This window comes from Bacteriovorax stolpii (genome assembly GCF_002872415.1).
GTDB lineage: Bacteria > Bdellovibrionota > Bacteriovoracia > Bacteriovoracales > Bacteriovoracaceae > Bacteriovorax > Bacteriovorax stolpii.
In genome coordinates this window covers 1119047-1139424 of sequence record NZ_CP025704.1, presented here as the reverse complement: position 1 = coordinate 1139424, position 20378 = coordinate 1119047, and the positions used below count along the sequence as shown (strand labels likewise).

The following is a 20378-nucleotide window of genomic DNA, read 5'->3' as shown; positions in this document are numbered from 1 at the left end:
ATCAAAGGCCTGGGTGATCCCGGGCCTTTTTATTTGGGCCTTACCGAGCTTTTTACTAAAGTATTTTACCTGCCTCACCGACAAGCTTCATAGACCTTAAACTACTAAAGGAAATACTTATGAAGGCGAATCTATTAATCCTGACATTATTAACAGTTGCAACAGTCTCTGTGCAGGCCAAGGAAGTTCTTTATACTGAAGGTGGAAAAGCATCATATGCTGCTTACCCGGTTTCAGATTATAAGTTCCCTAATCAGCAAGTGGCAGTAACTGATAATGAAAAAGACATGAAGATTGCCAATCTTAATAAGCTGCTTGATCAGCAACAAAGACTGTATGAAGAAAAAATCACATATCTTGAAGATGAGCTAAAAAAATCAAAAGACCGTTTAATTGAGAAATCAATTAACACTGATAAGATGACTGCTCTAACTGAAAAACGTTACAGCGAAGAAACAGCTTACCTTAAAAAGGAGCTGGTTGCTAAGACGAGAACAGTTATGGAATACCAAAGACAACTTGAAAAAATGAAACCTGCAGATGATATGAAAAACCTTATTAAGGTTAATACTGAGCTTGCTCTAGAGCTTAGAAAATCAAACGACCAGCTGGCGATTATCCAACTTAAAGGCAATGAAGCCATTGCTCAAAAAGTTGAAGAAAAAACAGTTACTGGCGGAAGAATGCCTGCAAGTGTTGGAAAATAAAATTTTAGCTTCGCAATCTTAAGGGCAGGTCATCCTGCCCTTTTTTTTTGCCACTTTTTAGGAATTTTCAAAGACTCTAAATTTTCTTTAAAATCGCCCTCAAACCCTCGTATCCCTTCACTTTTCTCCAAGTATCCCCGACTCCTATTGATGCTCTCACTCATTTCTCTAAAATAGGTTCAATCAACATTGGGATTTTGTCAGCTGCACGTTTTTGGACTTTAGAACAAAATCGCAACAATCAAAGAAAGAAACCATTATGAGAACAATCTCCATTCTGGCCTTTACGAGCTTTCTGGTTCTTTGGGGAGTCTACTTCTTCCTAAAAGACAACGATCGCTCTCAAAAGGCACAAGTGACAAGCGCTGAAGTTCTTGATGAGAATCTTAAATCTGAAGGGAGTGTACTTTCTGCTAAAAGAAAGCGCGACCTGGACAAAATCGGAGCCGTTATTAATGAGAACAACGTTCGCATTGACGACTCTACTCGCGAAGAAATCAAGACTGCTAAACAAGGGTATGAGACAAAAGAAGGTGTAAAAGAATTGCAGGCCATGCTGGAACAAAGTTATATGGACCGCAATAGCACCATCAAAGACATCAAGCGTATCCAGGACGCCATCATTGAGAAGAAAAACAAGCTCAAAGAAACTGTGACTAACACTGAAAAGTGGGACCCGCGCTTCGTGTACTACCTGATGATTCAGGAAAATTACACTTATCCGGAAATCAACATGATCAAATCGCTTGCTGAAAACGGTCTGAACATGGAAGAAATTGAATACATCAATGAGTTGATCCGCGAAGACTCTTTCATGGATAGAATCATGGCCTTCAAGTCTCAAGGAGACATCAGCCGAACAGTAGCTTCTTTCAAAAAGACAAAAAAGAAAGAAGTGGATGATTTCATCGACGACGTTAAAGATGGTCCGTCGATTGAAGATAAGTTAATTGAAATGAATTACAACCAAGATGAAAAAGAGGAAATGATCTATGGGAACAATCAATAATCAGGACCATACTATGCAAACAACTAAAAAAAGAATCCCGCTAGTCAGCTTACTATTGCGTGAAAAGAAGTTCTTGATCAACAACGACTTCCAGATCCAGTTCATGATCTCATTGCTCTTAATCTCGATTTGTTCAATGTCGGTGATCTACCTGGCAAACGATTACTTTTTCCACTCTTATATGCAGCGAGGGGAAGCTCTTAATCTTCCTCCTGATCATCCTTTCTTTTTAATGATTCACGAACAGAAACAATTTATGACCAACGTTTTCATAGTAGTGGCCCTAAGCATCTCGGGAATCGCTGGACTCTGGGGGCTCTTCTACTCACACAAGATCGCGGGGCCGCTATACCGTCTGCAACGTTATTTCACTCAGGCCGCTATGGAGAGTGCTCCGCTTAAACAAAAGATTTATTTCCGTGATGACGACTTTTTCCAGGAAGTACCGGAATCAATCAACAAGTATATTGATTCAATCGGTGCCGGTGGAGCAGAAAAAACCATTGCCGGCACGACTGAAGATAATAATAAAGTGGCCTAAAAATTATAAGAATTACTCGACGTATTCAGAAAAATTCGACTTCAAGTTTTCAAGCTCAAGTTCATCAAATTCAATCGTGGTCGGTGATCCCCAAATGGGTCCCGGCCACGCTCTGTCTGTAGGGTATCTGGCAATAACATGGATGTGCAGCTGCTGAACAATATTGCCAAGGGAACCAACGTTTAATTTATGCGGCTGATAGTGCGACTTTAAAAACTCCGATACGATCGAAATTTCTTCCATTAGCATTGTTTGTTCTTCGTGGCTTAAATCCACCAACTCGATTGCACCTGTCTTTCTAGGAACCAGGATAAACCATGGGTTCTCTTTATCGTTTTTTAAAAAGACAGTACTAAGACCCAAATTGGCAATAAAAACTGAGTTTTGCTCAATGACTGGGTCAACGGTAAATCTGTTGGCGTTCATAAATCTCTTCCTAAGGCTGTAAACGAGTGATCATCCAATCGTTGTTTTGTTTTGTAAAAAGGAAACGGTCGTTAATACGATAATCTCCATAGACAAAAAATTCAAATTCATAAGGCTCAAAATAAAAGCCTCCCCACGTCGCTGGTAATGGAATATCCTTTCCATCAAATGCTTTGGTCGCTTCTTCCAATTTCTTCATCAGGGCATCTTTGTCGGCAATCGGAGCACTCTGCTCAGAGATATAAGAGGCCAGCTGACTTTGCCTGTCGCGGGACTGAAAATAACGGCGGGAACTGGCCTCATCCATTTTCTTGACGGTTCCTTGAATACGAACCTGACGCTTCGAAACGTGCCAGTAGAACAATAAACAAGCTTCATTGTTGGCCTCTAGCTCGCGCCCCTTTGTGCTTTTGTAGTTCGTATAGAAGGTCAGTTTTCCCTCTGAAAGACCTTTAAACAAAACAGTTCTTGAATCTGGGCGGCCGTGAAAAGTATCAACCGTCGAGAGAGTCATTGCCTCTGGATTTTGTTCTACTTTCTTGGCATCATTGTACCAACTGGAAAATGATTCTAATGGATCTTTGTTTAGATAATAGTTGATTAGGTTATCCATATAATTCCTAAACTTTCTTAAGTTTAAATTAATCTTGGTAGTCTTCTCTTTACTCTACTTTATTCCGATAGATTAAAAAAAGAAAATAATATGAAAAGATTTAAAATCCTGATTGTTGAAGATGAAGAAATGCTACTCGATTTATTCGAGATGCTGATCTCTAGTGAAGTAGACTGCGAGATCACAACTGCATCGAATGGACATGAGGCAATGGACATCCTGAATCAGGACAGCGATTTTCAATTAGTCATCTCAGATTATAAAATGCCACGCGCTTCAGGTGGAGAGTTATATCGCTTCAACTCTATCCGTCAGAACATTCCTTTCTTTCTTTTCTCAGGTGGAGACCTAGAAGACTATCCGGAATTCGCTGATTTTTATAAGACAAATTCCAACAATCGTTTCTTTAATAAGCCTTTCAATGAAAAGCTGCTTATCACTGAAATCAAGCGCCTTTATAATTCATAACCACTAGCGTTTCAAAGTGTTCCGTATAGGGGAACATATCGAAAATTTGCGCGCGCGAAATCGTGTAATGCTCTTTCATCATGTCATAATCGCGGGCCAGCGTTTCCGCATTACAGCTCGAGTATATAATCACTTTTGGGCCAAGCTTCAGTAAACTCTTGACGATATTTTCATTGAGCCCTCTGCGTGGAGGATTCACTAAAATGGCTTCGTACGCTGCCCCTTGAGTCTGTAAAAACGCTTCGACATCAAGGGCCTCGAAACCAATCTCACCTTTGATTTTATTTTTAGTAACCGTGCTCCTGGCCGACTCAATCGCCTCTTTGGAAATCTCCACCCCAAATACACGCTCTGCATTTTGGGCCGCAAAGAATGAGAAGGCCCCGACGCCACAATAAAGATCCAGAAACGACTGGATGTTATAATCGCGCACCACATCTCCAGCGGCCTTATAAAGCTTGCCGGCTATTTCCGGCGAGACTTGAAAAAAGCTTCTGGGTCCAAGGCTTAAAGTCACATTACCAAAAACGTGAGTGATGTTTTGCTCGCTCGTTAGGACAATCTCTTCATCACCTTCAAGCACTGCTTTGTGCTCCGGTTGAATATTGGCCGTCACCACTTTGATCGCCGGGAACTTTCTTAAAAGCTCCGTCGTCATTTTTCTTAGACGATCCAGCGATTCTTTTGAGCGCAGGACAAAACGCAGAAGGAACTCTTCGTGCCCTTGGGTCTTGGAAAGAATTAAGTATTTCAACTCTCCCTTTTTATCTGCCAGCGAGTAAGGTGGAATTTTAAATTGTTTTAACTCTAACTTTAAATGCGGCAGAAGTTCATTCATGCCTGGCATATGCAAAGGACACTCTTCCAAGTCTCTAAACTGAAGTGTACCGTCGACGATCCCGAATTGAATATGATCTAACTCACCAAAGACCGCAAACTTTGCTTTATTTCGTGAACCTTCCGCAGCCAAGACGCCTACCGTCGGCATTAGTTCCAATTTTGTGCCTGAAAAAAGTGATTGTAACTTCTTTTCTTTAAGCGCCAGTGTCTCCTGATAGGAAAGATCCAGGAGTCCACAAGAACGGCAATGATTGGTCTTAAACCAACGACAGTCCATAATAATCCAATTGATTTCTTAAATGTTAAAAAGTAGCTTTATCATACCACACTTTAAAGGAAAATGACTTATGGCACTTACATTAATCGGCTCTTTCACTTCACCTTACGTTAGAAAAATCCGCCTGCTGCTATGGGAGGATAAGAGCGTTGAATTTAGACCTGTGAATTACTTTGAAGAAGAAGGAAATAAATACTTAAAGGCGATCAATCCCTTCAACCAGCTTCCGATGATGCTGGATGGAGACCAACCGATTTATGACTCGCGCGTGATGTTTAATTACATTACAAAAAAGAAAGGTCTTAAGCCTCTTACAATTGAAGAAGAGAACATTCTTTCGGCCATTGATACGACTCTGGCCAGCGCTGTAAATCTTTTTTCTCTAAGAAAAGGCGGCATCGATATCGACGCTGGCAACCACTATTTTATCGAGCGCCAAAAAGAGCGCCTGCCTTCCCTTTTAAACCTGATTACTCCATGGGCAAAAACTCAGGAGCCGGCAAAAGACTGGAACTTCCTGACGATGAGTCTCTACTCTCTACTTTACTGGCTGGAGTTTAGAGAAATGTATGACATTAAAAAGCACCCTGACTTAGTAAACTTCATGGAGAGATTTAAAAATTGTCCAGGGGTCGCTGAAACAGATATCCCGAAAGCTTAAGCCACCTTTCTAAATGGATTGGTCACTTCTAAATTCTTTTTCTCCTGGAACATGTCTTCCAGCTTCATGCGGTTTAAGAAATTAGAAAAGGCCATCCAGATCGCCAGACCGTTCATGTCTTTGATTTGTGGTGGAAGGTATTTTGGCAGGGTGATCACACCCTCGTCGTGATAATCTTTTAAGACCGGTAGCTCATCCAACGTCACTTTGCCGGCAAATAAAAATGGAATTAAATCCGCTCGTCCCTCTTTAATCGACATACGCATGAAATTGTAAATCATGACGAAGCCTTTTAAGTAAGAGATGTCTTTAGTGAAAGGAGATCCGCCAGTAAGAGGTGCTCCTCGGAAAATACGGCCGGCGTTTTTAACGGCCTGGTAATCTTCCTGTCCTTTATCTTTAAAGAACCTGATGACTTCTAAAAGATCCGCTCCATCTTCGGCCATCTGACAGGCCACAAGGCGATCGTTTAGTCTCTTGGCCCTTCTGGGGAACATGGCAAAGTTAAAGAGCTCCATAGTGACCGCAAGACCTTCTTGTGTCGCTGTCGAGCACGGCGGTCCCTTAGCAAGCCATTTAGCGTAAGGCTGGTTTTGTCCATTGAGAGTTGTCCCTAAATGAACCCATCCTTCATGAACTTCAAAAATATCCAGGTCCTTTTTCGAAAACCTGAGATCACTTTTAATTTTGATATAGTCAGACCCGGCCGATGCATCAGAGATGATCCCGTCGGAGAGTTTAACCTTTATGCGTTCGTCTTTAAAATATTCACCTAAACGGATTTTAAGCTCACCGACCACTTGTTCTGAAGAGAGCGTGCGCTCTAAGCTCTCCCCTAGCATGTTTTCATCAAGTGAATTTAAAAGTCCACTCATCACATGGGCCAGGTCGCTGAGTTTCGTTTTGCCGTCTCCCATAACTTCGTTAGCACTGCCGTAAAGCTTTTTTGAATAATCGTAAAAGTCGCTCTTTCCTCTGGCCATCAGCATGCGGATAACATCTTCATACTGAATGCAGTTTCTCGTCATGATCAATCCCAATGGATCACGAGCTCCAAGCTCTCGCTGGATTTTCAAACGCAGCTCTTTAAACTCCTGGAGTTTTTTAACCGGATCATACTTTAATGGGCGATTGTCGTAGGAAATCTCGGGAAGTTCTTTGAATTTATTTTTAACCAGAAAGTCTTCAATACCTTCTGACCATTTAACTGAATCGAGAATTTGAATAGGTTTTTGCAGCTCATTTAAAATGAGAGAAAGCTCCAGGATAATATTCTTGTACTTCTGGTCCTTCATCTATTTCTTTTCTGCTTCTTTGAAGCCGACATTGTAGCCGTCTCCCCAGAACTTTTTATCGATTTCTTCTTTTAATGAAGGCTCACCAAAGTGTTTGACTTCAATTCGGTATTTATCTGAGTTGATATCCCTCTTATAAAACTTCACTTCAATCAAATCCTCTTCGCCCGCTTTGAGTTTGGGAAGATTTTTTAAATTGAGTGAGATTTCTTCATCCACGTATTGAGTCATGTACATTAAACAATCGATAATGATTGAGCCGTTGTACGGGTTAGAACCAAAATAAGTTTTTGCACACGTTCTGTAGTTGTTTTTAAATGGCAGATCGACCTTGGCCGGTGTTTCACTCGTGCGTTTGATAAAAACCACATAAGGCTCATTATCGCGGCGGTAGTATGGTCTTCCTAAATCAACACTCTTTTTATCGAGCGTCACTTTTAAATCGGGTTCTTTCTCGGCGCACCCCGGGCATTTAGCTGGAAGAGTTCCGGCCGCTTTGACTTCCTGGTTAATGGTAGTGACATCATGGAGATTTTTAATCATCTCATGACCGGCCTCCTGGGCATTTTCCTCTGCGTAAGAGCGACTAACGCCAAGGAATCCCAACGATAAAAGTGAAAGAAAAGTAATGGTATTTAGGCTTTTCATAGTGGACTTATCGGCGTCTTTAAGGCTAAACTTGAGCGACTTAATAAGGTTTAATTTCTCTATTAATTTCCAATGGTTAAACAATGAAAAACCGCCAGGGTTCCTACAAAAAAGTCCTGATGGCCGAAAGCTTTTTGGCCCCGCACAGGCACACCCTGATTAAAAATATTGATGCTCTCCTTGAGCGCGAACTCTCACCCTTTGAACTTTGTACACTCTATATTTTATTGTTCCTAAGAGTCCGCCACCAAAAAAACTGGCTACAAAAAAAAGAAAAATTCACGCCCTCTGGTTTCGGAAAAAAACTGCTCGATCTTATTCCAGAGAGTTTTCAGTTAACCCAATGGGAAAAACAAAAACTCGAAGGCATCAGTGCCGTCGAACTTTTTCAATACTTCAACCTTAAAGGGATCCCTTTAGCCGTCAACCGCACAATGGTTAACTGGGCCCAGGGCACATGGAAGATTGAAGTGCTCACTCATATTCCAAGTCCTCGGGAGCTTCTTCGCATGCAGGTAAAAAACACCAGATGCATTACTCTCACTGTAAAACACGAAGAGATTGACCAACTGGTTCTCTCTTCGCGCGATCCTTTAAGCTTCGTGCTTCATGATCTTCACCATGCAGACCATTTCTTTAACAGTGAATACAGCTTAAAGGGACAGTTAGGTTTTTATTCACTCGTGGATAAAGTCTACGATCAGCCGCTTTTAAAAAAATCGCTAAAAGAAGATTCACAATTTAAATCTGAATTCGACTACGTGGTTTCAGATATGAATGCTTACGTGATTCATCTTTTTAAGTGCTTTAAATCCGCCTTTACCAGAACAGATGAAAAGCTCGAGACGAAAGTATTCCCTGAACTTCTGGAATGGTGGCAGATGCCTCTTGAGGCAAAGACTGCGGCCCACAAACTCAACACACCAGATTTCCAGGAAGAAGATGAAACCCATTTGAGACTTTTCTTTGAAAACTCTCAGGAGATTTTTGCATGAAAAAGATTCTTATCTTAAACGGAAGTCTCACAGGGAAATCCGGCAACACTGAACATTTAATTACTGAATTAAAAAAACACTTAAAAAACAGAAGCACTTCATGTGACGTTGTTGAACTCAACGATTTCATGGATAAAAAAATCTCACTTCCTGAGTTAAAAGAAAAACTTCAAGAGGCCCACGGTTTTATCTTCACCAGCGGAACTTACTGGGACAGTTGGGGAAGCCCAATGCAGTACTTTTTAGAAGCGACAACGGAGTTTGAAGCCTCTGATGTCTTCGTTGGAAAGTCTGCAGCTGTTTTGATCACAATGCATGCTGTGGGTGGAAAAGGTGTTTTATCAAGGCTCCAAGGAGTCTTAAACACGCAGGGGCTTCTTATCCCACCAATGAGTGGAATGGTTTACTCCCTTGCCCAGCAACTGGCGCTAACGACAGAATCAACATTTGCTGAAGATTTCTGGAGTCTCGAAGACACAGAAATCATCGTCCACAACTTGCTTGTAAGCTTAAATCAACAAACTGATTATAAAACCTGGCCGGTCGATCACAAAGACCCAAAAAGAATTTGGATCAAATAGCCCATAACCCTGGAAAAAAAATGCTGACAAAAAAATCTGTGTTCATTAACTTTTTTGCTTTCTACGTCGCTTGGTGGGCCATGCTTATCTCTAACTGGAAAGGACAACCGGTTATTGGGTGGGGTGTTTTCGCTCTGGTTATGGCCATCCATTTCTTTCGCGTTTCAATCAACAAGAAAAAAGATGCTATCGAAGTGACACTGATTGCTGTCGTTGGGATCATTCTGGATACAGTTCTTTTTAAAACTGGTATCCTAACTTTCAACAACCCACTTCTCGGAACACTTCCCCCTGCATGGCTTTTAGGAATTTGGTTTCTGTTTGCCACAACGATTTCTTACACTTTTATTTTAATCAGAAATAAAATCCCGGCCCAGATTATTGTCGGAGGTTTTTTTGCTCCTGTAAGTTATATCACTGGTGCTAAATTCATGCTTCTAAGCCTGTATCAGCCTTTTGGAACGTATTACATGATTCACGGGGCCTGCTGGTTGGTTTTCTTCCCTCTTTGCTTTTTTATTTCTAAAAAGGTTAAGGGATATTAATGATTAAAACTCTCTTCATCCTCATTCTACTTTTGGTGAGCACTGCCCTTTTGGCAGATGAGATCACCATTAAAGGTGAAGCCTTTGATAAGGATAAAAAGCTGATCTTTATCGAAACTCAACAAGTCAGAAGATCACCTCTGGGTGAATGGAATGAAGTGCTGATTAAATACACACAAACCGACGGAAAACTCATTGCCGAATTAAAGGCCGACTTCTCTAAAGACCTCTATGTTCCGGAGACCGTTCTTATTGATCATCGTTTTAATGAAAAAACAGAAGTTCATTTTGATATTCACAAGCAAAACATCATGATCAAAACGACAAACACTAAAACTGGCAGTATCAACGCTAAAAGTTTTAAATATGAGTCGACAATGGTTTCAGCACTGGGGCTGCACAACTTTATTATCAAGCACTACGATACAAAAGAGGCCAGCGTCAAACTTTTGATTCCGGAAAAAACGGAAGCCTTCACTTTTAACTTTGAAAAAGAAAAAGGGATCATTGAAGGACATAGCCGTTTTGCCTTCACTGTTTCAAGCTGGGTCCTGCGCGCCATCCTTCGAGAAATCATGATGGATTACAAAGACAGCGACCACACCTTAGTCCAATATAGCGGTCTCACTGACATCGAATCAGATGAACACAATTCACAAAATCTAACTATCAAAATGAGTTACCATGGAGCAACCAATGACAAATAAAGTATCTGACATTTTCGACCCGAACCTATGGAATGAAATCCCAGGCTTCAATTTTAAAGACATCACTTACCACCGTGCTAAAGACCAGGGCACAGTGAGAATTGCGATCAACCGTCCGGAGGTAAGAAACGCTTTTCGCCCGCAGACTGTTGATGAACTTTACACGGCCCTTGAGCACGCTCGCATCTCTGCTGATGTTGGAGTTGTTCTCTTAACTGGAAACGGCCCTTCACCAAAAGATGCCGGGTGGGCCTTCTGTTCAGGTGGAGACCAACGCATCCGTGGAAAAGATGGATACAAATATGAAGGACAAGACCACAACGGCACAGGAAACAACAAAGTTGACCTGGCACGTTTGGGACGTCTGCACATTCTTGAAGTTCAGCGTTTAATCCGCTTTATGCCTAAAGTGGTTGTTGCTGTTGTTCCAGGATGGGCCGTAGGCGGAGGACACAGCCTTCACGTTGTGTGTGACCTGACTCTTGCTTCAAAAGAGCATGCGATCTTTAAACAAACTGACCCGGATGTCGCAAGCTTCGACTCTGGTTACGGATCAGCTTACCTTGCCCGTATGGTGGGACAAAAACGTGCACGCGAAATCTTCTTCCTGGGAAGAAACTATACCGCTCAGGAAGCTTTTGAGATGGGAATGGTTAACGCTGTTATCGCCCACGATGAACTAGAAAAAGTCGCTCTTGAATGGGCACGCGAAATGAACTCTAAGTCGCCAACAGCAATGAGAATGTTAAAGTTCGGCTTCAACATGATTGATGACGGTTTAGTTGGTCAACAGCTTTTTGCCGGTGAAGCGACTCGTTTAGCTTACGGGACAGAAGAAGCGCTTGAAGGACGCAACTCGTTTGTTGAAAAGAGACCTAAGGATTTTACTAAGTATCCTTGGCACTATTAATTTTAAGATCAATTCCGATCTGGCCCAAGAGTGTATTCATGGTCCAGATCGGGCCTATTAAAAGAAAAAATAAGTCTTTAAAAAAGCTTGGTTTCTTCCCTTCAATCTTGTGACCAATAAACTGCCCGATCCATGCCACAATAAAAATCCCTAGACTAATCAAAAGAAAACGCGGTCTCATGAGTTCGAGAATGATCATCATTGGGATCACTAAAACTAAAATAGCTGCTATCACTCTGATGTTTCTAAAAGTAGCGTAATAAATAAAAGAAAGAATGATAAAGACCGTGCTGCAATCAAGCCATAAAGGCCAGCTAGCAGGCACTGGAATCGCTTTTAGAATCCCAAGTAAGCTAAACATAATCGCCGGCACACAGACCTTATGGATCATAATGTTGCTCGGGTTCTGGTGTGACTCAGAGTACTCGTTAATGTAGCTTTCAAGGTTTCTCATAATTACTCAATCAGGGTATCAATCTGAACATTTGAAATCTGTCCAAACCTGTTAGTGATTTTTTCTGTCGTCGTATGGATGTCTTTAACATCTTTGCTGACGTTATCAATATGCTGAGCAAGTTTATCCCAACGGATTTTGTAGCGGCCAAACTCCTCACCTAGTTTATTTAATTCCTGGTGAATGATGTTGGTGTACTTGCTTCTCTCCACATTCTGGATCACGACCTGGATTGTTGTCAATGTCGCCATAAATGTTGTCGGGCTCACCAGCCAAACGCGTTTACCTTGAGCGTGAGAGATGATGTCGTGGTGATAAGCATTGATTTCAGCAAAGATAGCTTCTGCTGGAAGAAACAAAATGGCCTGGTCAGTAGTCTCGCCCGGGATAATATATTTTTCAGAAATATCATTAATGTGTTTTTTAACGTTCGCTTTAAATTCTTTTGTAAACTCTTTTCTTTCGATCTCCGTAAAATTCAAATCAATCATTTTGCGGTAGTTCTCCAGCGGGAATTTAGAGTCGACAACAATGTTCCCCATTGTCCCCGGCATGAAGATAATGGAGTCACAGATAACCCCCGTTGAAAGTGAGAACTGAAGTTTATAGACGTTGTCGTTTTTCTCACCAAAAACAGAACTTAAAATTTGGTGAAGCTGAACTTCCCCGAAAATACCGCGGCTCTTTTTATCCGTTAAAACATCTTGCAAAGACACGACATTGGTTGAAAGAGACTCGATCTTTTTTTGGGCCTCATCAATTTTTGCCAATCGTTCAATAACACTGGTAAATGTTTCGTTGGTTTTCTTAAAGCCCTGATCCAAATTCTCGCGAACACGGTCAGAAATCTCATTAAGTTTATCCTGCATGCTTTTTGTAAGCTTCTCATTAGTGCTGGTTAACTCAAGGGCCATTCTTTCTCTCATGGCCACAAGTTCCTGAGTCATCTTTTCACGCATCCCCACCAGGTCCTGGGTCATGCGCTCTTTCATCATCACCAGGTCTTGAGTCATCTTCTCTTTCATTATGACCTGTTCACCAGTCATTTTTTCATTAACCGCGACAAGCTGTTGAGTCAGGACGTGCTGAAAGTTACCGAACTTCTCAATAATTTCCTGAGACGTTTTATTTTGTTCAGCTGCAATCTTTTTAAATTTCTCTTCGATAATTTCTGAAACCTGAAGCCTGGTGACTTCTTTTTGGTTTTCAAAACGGGCCAGCATATTAGTTTCTAGCTGAACTAATTTATCTGATAAAGGCTTTAGCTCATCTCGCAAGAAACTGAAGTCCTGGTTTTTAACTTTCAAGAAAATAAGGGCCACACCCAATAAAACAGCAACTAATAATACAACAAGGACAATTTGCATGAGGTCTCCGGTTCTACTCTAAAAAGCGTAGAAGTTTAAAAGCAAGCTTACTCAATGAACTTGAATAAGGGGGAAAGTATAAATTTGAAAGAGTGAATCGTCCCTGGTGAAGGACTGCTCTTTCGTGAGAAAAAGTCTTAAAGCCAAATACACCATGATAACTTCCGAGCCCCGAATGCCCGACTCCGCCAAAAGGCAGATGAGGATTGGCCAGGTGAAGAACCACATGGTTAATGGCAGCACCACCAGAAGTCGTGCTGTTTAAAACCTTCTTAATCATCTTTTTATTTTTTGAGAATACATAAAGCGCCAGTGGCTTAGGGTTCTTTTGAATGTACTCAATCACCGTCTCAACATTCTTGTAGGTTAAAAGCGGCATAATCGGCCCAAAGATTTCATCTTCCATAATCGGGCTATTAAGGTTTACGTCCGTCAACAGTGTTGGCGGAATATAACGTTCATCTTTTAGTGGCTGGTCAGTTAAGAGCTTCTTTTCATCCTGAATCTTCAGTGCCAGACGTTCATAAGCTTTCACGTCAATAATGCGGGCAAAGTCTTCAGTCTTTAAACGATCAAGAGAAGTCTCTCCAAAACGTTTTTCGATTTGCTCTTTAAAAAGGTCGATAAATTTTTCTTTTAACTCTTCCGGGACGTAAACATAATCCGGGGCCACACAGGTCTGTCCCCCATTCATAAATTTTCCCCAGAACAATTTTTCCGCGCAGTCTTTTAAATCCACGTCGCGGTCGATGATCACAGGAGACTTTCCACCCAACTCCAAAGTCACAGGAGTTAAATTCCTGGCCGCAGCCAGCATGATCTTCTTTCCAACCTGTGTGCTTCCCGTAAAGAAGATATGGTCAAAAGGAAGCTCCAGGAGTTTTTCGGCCAGGTCAATTTCTCCAATCACCACGCGGGCAATATTCTCAGGAAAAACTTCATCAATAATTTTTTTAAGGATCAATCCTGTCGCCGGAGTTTTTTCCGAGGGTCTGGCAATCACGCAGTTTCCAGCAGCGATAGCAGCGACTAGTGGATTGATCAAAAGAGCAAAAGGATAATTCCATGGTGCCAAAACCAGCACCACTCCCTTTGCTTCATATTGAATATAAGACTTTGAACCAAACAGAGCGATGGGAGTTCCTACACGTTTTGGTTTCATCCAACAAGAAAGTTTTCTTACGGCAAAATTGATTTCATCAATCACCGTGTGAATTTCTGTCAACTCACTTTCTGGATATGGTTTTTTAAAGTCCGCATACAGAGCGGCCTTAATTTCTTCTCTTCTGGCCTCAACTGAAGCCTTAAGTTTTTTAAGAAGATCTTTTCTTTGAGAGGCACTCGTTTGGGCCATGGCCCAGCGGTTATCACTTTGAAGTTTAAAAAGAGCGTTTAAATTTTCCATCTCACCTACGGTCTTAGAATGTGGCACATGTATCCCGAAGGATTTTTAATCAAATAGTCTTGATGGTAAGCCTCTGCCGTAAAAAATTCCGGAGCGGCCATCACTTGTGTGACCACTGGATTCTTAAAAACGTGAGAAGCATCAACCTTCGCCACATAATCTTTCGCTTTTTGTTGTTGCTCTTCTGAATAAGTGAAAATCACCGAACGATACTGAGTCCCGATATCATTGTGCTGGCGATTTAGTGTCGTCGGGTCGTGTAGTCTGAAAAAGACATCGAGCACACCTTCGTAAGAAATCACTGATGGGTCAAATTCAACAAGGACAACTTCTGCGTGATCAGTCGCGCCCGTACAGACTTCCTGATACGTTGGATTTTTAGTCGTGCCACCTGCGTAGCCCACTTCAGTTGAAACAATGCCAGGAATCGTGCGGAAAATATGCTCCACACCCCAAAAACATCCGGCCCCTAAAAGTGCTTTTTCATTTGCCATAAAACCGCCTTATGTTGAAACGTAAATCAGGATTCCCGCCAAGATAAAGCTCAGCAAATCCCCGCCATAGTCTAGCCAAAAATCGCGCTTAGACCAACCATAAATTACCAGGTATTTTGCGTTGGTAGCGATAACAAAAACCAGCCAGCAACCAGCACTTACTTTGATCATGTTGGGAAGGGAATCGACCACAAAATCTCTTTGAATGACGTCTAGCCCCCAAACATTAAACAGCGAGCCAAAAAGGGCCGCAAGCCAGACTTTGGGAGTTCTCATGGCCCTTTGTCTCATTTTTAGGTTCCAGAGATAAATAAATCCCAAATTAATCAGCGCAATGATTGGGATATGAAGCACTTGCATGACATCCAAAACGAAACTCCCTGTTGATTCATTCCACTATTTTAGATAATAAAAAACGAATGATCAAAAATACTCACTACAGTTATGACTATTCTCAGCCCGAGGACTACCGTTTTTCGCTAGACTCAGTGTTTCTTGCCCAGAAAGTCGCTCTAAAACTAGGTTCTCACCCGGAACCTGAGACCTTAAAGGTTCTCGATTTGTGCTCAGGCTGCGGAGTTGTGGGGTTGGAGCTCAATTTTCACCTGCGTGCCTTAAAGAAAATCGATTTCCTGGAAGTTCAGGATGTCTATCTTCCACACTTTGAAGAAAACGTCGTCCAGGCAAAAACTGAAGATTCACACTTTCGTTTTCTCAATATGAATTATGCCGATTTACTCAATGAAGAATTCAAAGAACACTACGACGTAATCATTTCCAATCCTCCCTACTTCTTTTTAGGTGAAGGACTCCTTTCTCCCAACGAATTTAAAAACCGCTGTCGGTTTTTTATCGACAGTGACTTTAACAATCTTATCAAAGCTGTTCTTTTTTCACTAAGGCCAGGCGGGCGCGCTTATCTTTTAGTGAGACCGGGCTCACACCATGGCAGAAATCTTTTCGATGAGATTAAGGATCTATCCCTGGGATTTGCGGATGTTCAGATTCTTGATGAAGTCAGAGGCACTAACATCGTCGAGCTGGTTAAAAACCCGCTTGAAGTTAGCGTATAGTTGCTCTTCTAATTTTTCCACTTCCATTCCGAGACTCTTTGCTCCCTGCCGGTAAATATCGGCAATGGAAAACTCCGTCTGGTCTCCAGTTTCAAACATCAGATTCTTTAAGGGAGTGATCTTAAGCATAGTATCGTTTTTAAAAATCCTCTTCCCATAGGTGAAAGTCACATCATATTTCAAATAATCGTTCATCTCTTTTTCGTTGCCACCAAAAGCATGAAGCATAACCGGTTGCTGAAATTTGATCTTTTTTAAAATCCCTAAAAGATCCGAATGCGTGCGCACAGAATGAATGATGATAGGAAGTTTTAGTTCACTGGCAAGTTCAAAATGTTTAAGTAAAACATAGATCTGATCATCAATTGAAGCAATTCCTTCATGAACCCGGTCCAGGCCACACTCTCCGACGGCCACAAGGTCTTTGGCACTCGCTTTGATCTCTTCCCACTTTTCATCAAAGCGCTGGCGATCAAACGGCAAAGTCAACTCCCACGGATGAATCGCTTTGGTGTGAACACCAACCAGGATTTGCGTCTCATTTGATTTTTGATGGGCATGAACATCAAGGTACATGCTTAAAGATTATGCCAGATCGTTTAATGCGGAAAGAACTTTTGCAAAATGCGGCCCTTTAAACTTCATCTTCGCCTTGGCCATGTAGTCCTTCATCGTCCATTTAGGGTTATCCAAAATAAAATGAGTCAAATCGTGAGAAACGATAAAGACTGTCGCCAGTGGTGTGATTTTGTTATAGGCCAGTTTGTTAGGGTAACCATTTTCCTTTGGCAGCTCGTGATGTTGCCTGACAATCATCCCGACATCTGGTGGAATCTCTTTGAGTTCATCGATTTTTTTAGCAGCAATATTAGGATGCTCCAGCACCAGCTTAAAATCCTGCGGAGAAAGTTTTTCTTTTAAAAGCTCCAGTTCAAAATACCCACCTTTAATTTTTGCAAGATCAGGTCTTTCAGACAGCGCCATATCGTGCAAGTAAGCGGCGTAGACAAATTTCTCAAGAGTCTTTTCCGTATTCCATTCCATCTTGATAGAAATACCCGTGGCAATGTTAATGAGCATACCAATATGGGACATAATATAATTGTCGCCTGAGCGATCAATCTTTAATTCAGCAAAGAGCTGTTTAAGCTTAGTGTTCTTCTTTACCTGATCCATAATCTTATGCACCCTCTGCTCCAGCTGAGGAATAGGAAAAGGCAACTCACACTTTACCTCGGGAAGATCATCATAAACAGGTTCGGGTTCAACGGTTTTTCCTTCGCTGATGGCCTTAACCATCTCATAGAGCTTGGCGTGATCAAAAGGCTTCATCACCACGCCCGCAAAACGGCTCCCAAAACGCTCAGCAAACTGGGGATTGATAATCCCACTTAAAATAATAACCGGGCATCCATTGTTTTTATTGTCTGGATTATCCACCAGAAACTTCACGATTTCCGCTCCATTTCTGCCTTCGAGATTGATATCGAGGACAATCATAGACGCGACGGATTCTTCCAGAATTTTCTGGGCCTCGGGGACACTCCCCGCAGTAAGAATTTTATCAAATAAATCACCTAGAATAGTGGTGACTACGTCGATTATCTCTTTACTGTCGTCTACAATAAGTAGTATTTTCTCCATATCTTTTATTTTTTAATTATACAGGGTTTTTACACTATCCGCATCGGTATAAAGAATGGGTCTCTTAAAAGAAAATTCAATCTATGCACTAACTCAAGAAGACCTTAAATTTTTTTTAGGTGCGAATGATTTCTCTCTGGAATTAGCGCCAATCATTTTGCAGAACTTGTACAAAAAGAACAAAAGAACCAAAACGCTTTCAGAAAAATTATTGAGTGCTCTCGAAGGGAATTTTTCTTTTTCTCTTCCTGAAATTAAACAAGTTTCAAAGTCTCCGGACGGAACTATTAAATTTCTCATGGGTTTTCCGGATCAAAAGACAGTGGAAACTGTTTTGATCCCTTTTCACAAGCGCTTTACCGTGTGTCTTTCTTCTCAAGTCGGATGTGCAATGAAATGCAGTTTCTGTTATACAGGGACGATGGGACTTTCACGCCACTTAAAAGGCAGTGAAATCGTCGGTCAATACGTGGTAGCGGCAAACTACCTGAGACAAGAGCTTGGCCAGAAGCCCATATCGCCCAATATCGTTTTTATGGGTCAAGGTGAACCCCTTCACAATAGCGAAGAGGTTTTAAAAGCTATAAACGTTTTTATGGAGCCATTAGGTCTGGGTATAGGACCTCGACAAATGACTTTATCGACAGCTGGTTTTTTACCGGGAATGAGAAAGCTTGCTGACTTTCCTAAAATTAATATCGCCCTTTCGCTGCACTCACCTTTTAATGAAGTTAGAAAAGAGTTAATCCCTATCAATCAACACTACCCTCTTGAGGATGTTTTAGGTGCCTTAGATGAACTAGACCTGATGAAAAGACAATTCGTCACTTACGAATACCTTTTGATCGATGAACTCAATGACCGCAAAGAAGATGCTGATGAGTTAGAAAAGCTTCTTGGCAATCGCCCTGCTATTATCAACATTATTCCTTTTAATCCTTTTCCGGGAAGTGCTTACAAGCGTCCCTCAAAAGAAAAAGTAGAGAGCTTTAAAGAGATGCTGGTTGAGCGCAAACTGCGCACAATGGTAAGAACAACCAAAGGAAGCGATATTCTGGCGGCCTGTGGGCAATTAAAATCTAAAACGTAATCAAATTTTATTCAAAGACTTTTTAAGTTCAATAACAAAACTAGTATGACTGTCCTCGCGACGGTAATAAAATTTTCCTTCGTGAGCTTCAATGATTCCCTTTGAAATAGATAGCCCGAGCCCCGTCCCTTTGCCAATGTCTTTGGTTGTATAAAAAGGCAGCATCATCTGATCGGCCACTTCTTTTTTTATCCCCAAACCACTATCAGTCACATGAATGACCACTTTCTCTTCTGTCTCACTGACAGAAATCTTCACCCATTTAACTGGAAACTGTTGGATCGCATCGAGAGAATTATTAAGCAGGTTTACCAGAACCTGGACAATCTGCACTTCACGGCACTCTATTTCGACTTCCGGGCCAAGCTCTAACTTTATCTCAATGCCGTTATCACGGAATTTCTCCTGACATAATTCAAGGGCCATACCGACAATTTCACTTACGCGCTTTCGAGCAAAGGCATCACCATTTGAATCGCGAGAAAATGCGCGCAGGCCGCGGATAATTTTAGCAATGCGATCAACCGTTGCAATGATTCTGTCGAGATTCTCCTCATTTTTTTCCTGAGGGACATTTGGGTCGCGAAGGTTCTTTTTAGTCCGGGTGGCCAGGGCCGAAATAATTGTCAACGGATTGTTAATCTCATGGGCCACACCACTGGCCATCTCTCCTAACGAAGAAAGCTTAGAGGCCTGAATCGCTTGTTGCCTTTGGGCCTCAAGTTCAGACTGCGACCAAAGATACATAATAAGAAAAGCAGCAAAACCAATGACCACCATCATCATAAAGACAAGATAAATAACGGTGCGTTTTTTCCACTCCTTTAAAACCTGATCAGCGGAAATACCAACTGATACAACATATGGGTAAAGCGAAAGCTTTCTGATAGTTAAAATTCTCTTCACACCATCAACAGGAGATTGGGCCTCTGTCGTAATAAGCGAATCACTGCTTTTTACAAAATTTTTATAGCGTTCGCTCTGAGGAATAGTCCTTCCTACTTGCTCCACATACCACGGAATACGTACGTGTGTGAGCAGATTAATATCATAAAGACCGATAAGCCCGTCCTTTCCCAGGTCAAGTTTTTCGAACTGTCCTTTGAAATAAGAAAGCGGAATTGATCCTATAACTAACCCATCGAACTTTCCGTTTTTATCGAGCATCTTTCTGGCAACAACCACAACCCAGATATGGTTTGTTTTGCTAATGACAGGCTTAGAAATATGCATTTCGACAGCTGGATTATTCTTTAAAAATTGGAAGTATTCGCGATCCTTAACAGTTTTGTAATTTTGAAGACCGCCATCATCGACAATATAGTTGCCGTTTTTATCAATAGCTTTAAAACTTCTTACCTGAGGAAGTCTCAGTCTTCTTTCTAAAAATAATCTATTAAAAAACTCATTGGGAAACTTTACGCCTTCCGATCTTGCTCTTTGAATGATGTGCTGAAGCTCAAGAAGAACCAGGTCTGTCGAATGAAATGAACTATCAATATGCTCTTGTAAGACACGACTTAAGTTCTCAGTCTCTGTCTCGGCCTTGTGAATTTGTGTCTTGTAAGAATTATAGCTTTCATAAACAAAACCCCCTAAAAGCATCAATGAGAATAAACAAGATACCA

Annotated in this window: 25 protein-coding genes; 12 read left to right on the top strand and 13 right to left on the bottom strand. The window is 41.5% G+C overall.

Annotated elements, in window-relative coordinates:
* Positions 1 to 119: 119 nt before the first annotated feature.
* The 3 genes from C0V70_RS05615 (at position 120) to C0V70_RS05605 (ending at position 2257) form a co-directional block, all read left to right on the top strand.
* On the top strand, positions 120 to 707 hold the full coding sequence (locus C0V70_RS05615) for a hypothetical protein (protein ID WP_102242893.1): 588 nt from the start codon (positions 120 to 122) through the stop codon (positions 705 to 707).
* A gap of 259 nt (positions 708 to 966) precedes the next feature.
* Complete coding sequence (locus C0V70_RS05610) at positions 967 to 1716, top strand: hypothetical protein (RefSeq protein ID WP_102242892.1); 750 nt, start codon at positions 967 to 969, stop codon at positions 1714 to 1716.
* Positions 1700 to 2257, top strand: a complete 558-nt coding sequence (locus C0V70_RS05605) for a hypothetical protein (protein ID WP_102242891.1) — start codon at positions 1700 to 1702, stop codon at positions 2255 to 2257. The genes C0V70_RS05610 and C0V70_RS05605 overlap by 17 nt, the downstream gene beginning before the upstream one ends.
* Before the next feature lie 12 nt (positions 2258 to 2269).
* Here C0V70_RS05605 and C0V70_RS05600 read toward each other — a convergent pair whose 3' ends face one another.
* Together C0V70_RS05600 and pdxH are read right to left on the bottom strand one after the other, a co-directional pair.
* Positions 2270 to 2683 carry an HIT domain-containing protein gene (locus C0V70_RS05600; protein WP_102242890.1) on the bottom strand — a complete coding sequence of 138 codons (414 nt, stop codon included), beginning with the start codon at positions 2681 to 2683 and terminating at the stop codon, positions 2270 to 2272.
* A 10-nt stretch (positions 2684 to 2693) separates the two neighbouring features.
* Positions 2694 to 3296, bottom strand: coding sequence for a pyridoxamine 5'-phosphate oxidase (pdxH, locus tag C0V70_RS05595; protein ID WP_102242889.1), 603 nt, complete (start codon positions 3294 to 3296; stop codon positions 2694 to 2696).
* Positions 3297 to 3386: 90 nt separating this feature from the next.
* Here pdxH and C0V70_RS05590 point away from each other — a divergent pair, with 90 nt between their 5' ends.
* Positions 3387 to 3764, top strand: a complete 378-nt coding sequence (locus tag C0V70_RS05590) for a response regulator (RefSeq protein WP_102242888.1) — start codon at positions 3387 to 3389, stop codon at positions 3762 to 3764.
* Here the strand turns inward: C0V70_RS05590 and rlmD are convergent.
* On the bottom strand, positions 3742 to 4881 hold the full coding sequence (gene rlmD / locus C0V70_RS05585; protein ID WP_102242887.1) for a 23S rRNA (uracil(1939)-C(5))-methyltransferase RlmD: 1140 nt from the start codon (positions 4879 to 4881) through the stop codon (positions 3742 to 3744). The genes C0V70_RS05590 and rlmD overlap by 23 nt on opposite strands.
* A gap of 70 nt (positions 4882 to 4951) precedes the next feature.
* Here rlmD and C0V70_RS05580 point away from each other — a divergent pair, with 70 nt between their 5' ends.
* On the top strand, positions 4952 to 5542 hold the full coding sequence (locus C0V70_RS05580) for a glutathione S-transferase family protein (RefSeq protein ID WP_102242886.1): 591 nt from the start codon (positions 4952 to 4954) through the stop codon (positions 5540 to 5542).
* On the opposite strand, the gene C0V70_RS05575 is transcribed toward C0V70_RS05580, so the two are convergent.
* A complete protein-coding gene (locus C0V70_RS05575) occupies positions 5539 to 6837 on the bottom strand; it encodes a peptidase MATCAP family protein (RefSeq protein WP_102242885.1) in 1299 nt (432 codons plus the stop codon). The two genes, C0V70_RS05580 and C0V70_RS05575, sit on opposite strands and share 4 nt — an antisense overlap.
* Positions 6838 to 7485: a hypothetical protein gene (locus tag C0V70_RS05570; protein ID WP_133566725.1), complete on the bottom strand. Its 648-nt coding sequence runs from the start codon at positions 7483 to 7485 to the stop codon at positions 6838 to 6840. It lies immediately after the preceding gene.
* Positions 7486 to 7568: 83 nt separating this feature from the next.
* Between C0V70_RS05570 and C0V70_RS05565 the strand changes: the two genes are divergently transcribed.
* From C0V70_RS05565 to C0V70_RS05545, 5 genes are read left to right on the top strand one after another with little or no spacing between them, the layout of a single operon-like run.
* Positions 7569 to 8480 (top strand): hypothetical protein, encoded by a 912-nt coding sequence (locus tag C0V70_RS05565; protein WP_102242883.1) that lies wholly within the window; start codon positions 7569 to 7571, stop codon positions 8478 to 8480.
* Positions 8477 to 9061, top strand: coding sequence for a flavodoxin family protein (locus C0V70_RS05560; protein WP_102242882.1), 585 nt, complete (start codon positions 8477 to 8479; stop codon positions 9059 to 9061). The genes C0V70_RS05565 and C0V70_RS05560 overlap by 4 nt, the downstream gene beginning before the upstream one ends.
* Positions 9062 to 9081: 20 nt before the next feature.
* Positions 9082 to 9606 carry a DUF2878 domain-containing protein gene (locus C0V70_RS05555; RefSeq protein WP_102242881.1) on the top strand — a complete coding sequence of 175 codons (525 nt, stop codon included), beginning with the start codon at positions 9082 to 9084 and terminating at the stop codon, positions 9604 to 9606.
* Positions 9606 to 10313, top strand: coding sequence for a hypothetical protein (locus C0V70_RS05550; RefSeq protein ID WP_102242880.1), 708 nt, complete (start codon positions 9606 to 9608; stop codon positions 10311 to 10313). Before C0V70_RS05555 ends, C0V70_RS05550 begins: the two co-directional genes overlap by 1 nt.
* Positions 10303 to 11223, top strand: coding sequence for a 1,4-dihydroxy-2-naphthoyl-CoA synthase (locus C0V70_RS05545; RefSeq protein ID WP_102242879.1), 921 nt, complete (start codon positions 10303 to 10305; stop codon positions 11221 to 11223). Before C0V70_RS05550 ends, C0V70_RS05545 begins: the two co-directional genes overlap by 11 nt.
* Here C0V70_RS05545 and C0V70_RS05540 read toward each other — a convergent pair.
* From C0V70_RS05540 to C0V70_RS05520, 5 genes are read right to left on the bottom strand one after another with little or no spacing between them, the layout of a single operon-like run.
* Positions 11201 to 11677, bottom strand: coding sequence for an Mpo1 family 2-hydroxy fatty acid dioxygenase (locus C0V70_RS05540; RefSeq protein WP_102242878.1), 477 nt, complete (start codon positions 11675 to 11677; stop codon positions 11201 to 11203). The genes C0V70_RS05545 and C0V70_RS05540 overlap by 23 nt on opposite strands.
* Positions 11678 to 11679: 2 nt before the next feature.
* Positions 11680 to 13044, bottom strand: coding sequence for a DNA recombination protein RmuC (locus tag C0V70_RS05535; protein ID WP_243733588.1), 1365 nt, complete (start codon positions 13042 to 13044; stop codon positions 11680 to 11682).
* 13 nt (positions 13045 to 13057) lie between these two features.
* Positions 13058 to 14449: an aldehyde dehydrogenase family protein gene (locus C0V70_RS05530; RefSeq protein ID WP_102242877.1), complete on the bottom strand. Its 1392-nt coding sequence runs from the start codon at positions 14447 to 14449 to the stop codon at positions 13058 to 13060.
* A gap of 5 nt (positions 14450 to 14454) precedes the next feature.
* Positions 14455 to 14943, bottom strand: coding sequence for a peptide-methionine (S)-S-oxide reductase MsrA (msrA, locus tag C0V70_RS05525; protein ID WP_102242876.1), 489 nt, complete (start codon positions 14941 to 14943; stop codon positions 14455 to 14457).
* Positions 14944 to 14952: 9 nt separating this feature from the next.
* Positions 14953 to 15312 (bottom strand): hypothetical protein, encoded by a 360-nt coding sequence (locus C0V70_RS05520; protein ID WP_133566724.1) that lies wholly within the window; start codon positions 15310 to 15312, stop codon positions 14953 to 14955.
* A gap of 50 nt (positions 15313 to 15362) precedes the next feature.
* Here C0V70_RS05520 and C0V70_RS05515 point away from each other — a divergent pair, with 50 nt between their 5' ends.
* The gene (locus C0V70_RS05515; protein ID WP_102242874.1) at positions 15363 to 16016 is read left to right on the top strand and encodes a methyltransferase; all 654 of its coding nucleotides are present in this window, start codon (positions 15363 to 15365) and stop codon (positions 16014 to 16016) included.
* Here the strand turns inward: C0V70_RS05515 and C0V70_RS05510 are convergent.
* Both C0V70_RS05510 and C0V70_RS05505 read right to left on the bottom strand, forming a co-directional pair.
* Complete coding sequence (locus C0V70_RS05510) at positions 15921 to 16592, bottom strand: TatD family hydrolase (RefSeq protein ID WP_102242873.1); 672 nt, start codon at positions 16590 to 16592, stop codon at positions 15921 to 15923. The genes C0V70_RS05515 and C0V70_RS05510 overlap by 96 nt on opposite strands.
* A 9-nt stretch (positions 16593 to 16601) precedes the next feature.
* Entirely contained in the window at positions 16602 to 17660 is a 1059-nt protein-coding gene (locus tag C0V70_RS05505) for a response regulator (RefSeq protein WP_102242872.1), read from the bottom strand.
* A 55-nt stretch (positions 17661 to 17715) separates the two neighbouring features.
* Between C0V70_RS05505 and rlmN the strand changes: the two genes are divergently transcribed.
* Positions 17716 to 18750 carry a dual-specificity RNA methyltransferase RlmN gene (rlmN, locus tag C0V70_RS05500; protein ID WP_102242871.1) on the top strand — a complete coding sequence of 345 codons (1035 nt, stop codon included), beginning with the start codon at positions 17716 to 17718 and terminating at the stop codon, positions 18748 to 18750.
* On the opposite strand, the gene C0V70_RS05495 is transcribed toward rlmN, so the two are convergent.
* The gene (locus C0V70_RS05495) at positions 18751 to 20355 is read right to left on the bottom strand and encodes an ATP-binding protein (RefSeq protein ID WP_166637350.1); all 1605 of its coding nucleotides are present in this window, start codon (positions 20353 to 20355) and stop codon (positions 18751 to 18753) included. It abuts the gene before it with no gap.
* Positions 20356 to 20378: the final 23 nt, after the last annotated feature.

What these genes read in the sequence shown, in the direction of transcription:
- C0V70_RS05615 (WP_102242893.1), top strand. Translation starts at nt 120, where the DNA reads ATGAAGGCGAATCTATTAATCCTGACATTATTAACAGTTGCAACAGTC.
- C0V70_RS05610 (WP_102242892.1), top strand. Translation starts at nt 967, where the DNA reads ATGAGAACAATCTCCATTCTGGCCTTTACGAGCTTTCTGGTTCTTTGG.
- C0V70_RS05605 (WP_102242891.1), top strand. Translation starts at nt 1,700, where the DNA reads ATGGGAACAATCAATAATCAGGACCATACTATGCAAACAACTAAAAAA.
- C0V70_RS05600 (WP_102242890.1), bottom strand. Translation starts at nt 2,683, where the DNA reads ATGAACGCCAACAGATTTACCGTTGACCCAGTCATTGAGCAAAACTCA.
- pdxH (WP_102242889.1), bottom strand. Translation starts at nt 3,296, where the DNA reads ATGGATAACCTAATCAACTATTATCTAAACAAAGATCCATTAGAATCA.
- C0V70_RS05590 (WP_102242888.1), top strand. Translation starts at nt 3,387, where the DNA reads ATGAAAAGATTTAAAATCCTGATTGTTGAAGATGAAGAAATGCTACTC.
- rlmD (WP_102242887.1), bottom strand. Translation starts at nt 4,881, where the DNA reads ATGGACTGTCGTTGGTTTAAGACCAATCATTGCCGTTCTTGTGGACTC.
- C0V70_RS05580 (WP_102242886.1), top strand. Translation starts at nt 4,952, where the DNA reads ATGGCACTTACATTAATCGGCTCTTTCACTTCACCTTACGTTAGAAAA.
- C0V70_RS05575 (WP_102242885.1), bottom strand. Translation starts at nt 6,837, where the DNA reads ATGAAGGACCAGAAGTACAAGAATATTATCCTGGAGCTTTCTCTCATT.
- C0V70_RS05570 (WP_133566725.1), bottom strand. Translation starts at nt 7,485, where the DNA reads ATGAAAAGCCTAAATACCATTACTTTTCTTTCACTTTTATCGTTGGGA.
- C0V70_RS05565 (WP_102242883.1), top strand. Translation starts at nt 7,569, where the DNA reads ATGAAAAACCGCCAGGGTTCCTACAAAAAAGTCCTGATGGCCGAAAGC.
- C0V70_RS05560 (WP_102242882.1), top strand. Translation starts at nt 8,477, where the DNA reads ATGAAAAAGATTCTTATCTTAAACGGAAGTCTCACAGGGAAATCCGGC.
- C0V70_RS05555 (WP_102242881.1), top strand. Translation starts at nt 9,082, where the DNA reads ATGCTGACAAAAAAATCTGTGTTCATTAACTTTTTTGCTTTCTACGTC.
- C0V70_RS05550 (WP_102242880.1), top strand. Translation starts at nt 9,606, where the DNA reads ATGATTAAAACTCTCTTCATCCTCATTCTACTTTTGGTGAGCACTGCC.
- C0V70_RS05545 (WP_102242879.1), top strand. Translation starts at nt 10,303, where the DNA reads ATGACAAATAAAGTATCTGACATTTTCGACCCGAACCTATGGAATGAA.
- C0V70_RS05540 (WP_102242878.1), bottom strand. Translation starts at nt 11,677, where the DNA reads ATGAGAAACCTTGAAAGCTACATTAACGAGTACTCTGAGTCACACCAG.
- C0V70_RS05535 (WP_243733588.1), bottom strand. Translation starts at nt 13,044, where the DNA reads ATGCAAATTGTCCTTGTTGTATTATTAGTTGCTGTTTTATTGGGTGTG.
- C0V70_RS05530 (WP_102242877.1), bottom strand. Translation starts at nt 14,449, where the DNA reads ATGGAAAATTTAAACGCTCTTTTTAAACTTCAAAGTGATAACCGCTGG.
- msrA (WP_102242876.1), bottom strand. Translation starts at nt 14,943, where the DNA reads ATGGCAAATGAAAAAGCACTTTTAGGGGCCGGATGTTTTTGGGGTGTG.
- C0V70_RS05515 (WP_102242874.1), top strand. Translation starts at nt 15,363, where the DNA reads ATGATCAAAAATACTCACTACAGTTATGACTATTCTCAGCCCGAGGAC.
- C0V70_RS05510 (WP_102242873.1), bottom strand. Translation starts at nt 16,592, where the DNA reads ATGTACCTTGATGTTCATGCCCATCAAAAATCAAATGAGACGCAAATC.
- C0V70_RS05505 (WP_102242872.1), bottom strand. Translation starts at nt 17,660, where the DNA reads ATGGAGAAAATACTACTTATTGTAGACGACAGTAAAGAGATAATCGAC.
- rlmN (WP_102242871.1), top strand. Translation starts at nt 17,716, where the DNA reads ATGGGTCTCTTAAAAGAAAATTCAATCTATGCACTAACTCAAGAAGAC.
- C0V70_RS05495 (WP_166637350.1), bottom strand. Translation starts at nt 20,355, where the DNA reads ATGCTTTTAGGGGGTTTTGTTTATGAAAGCTATAATTCTTACAAGACA.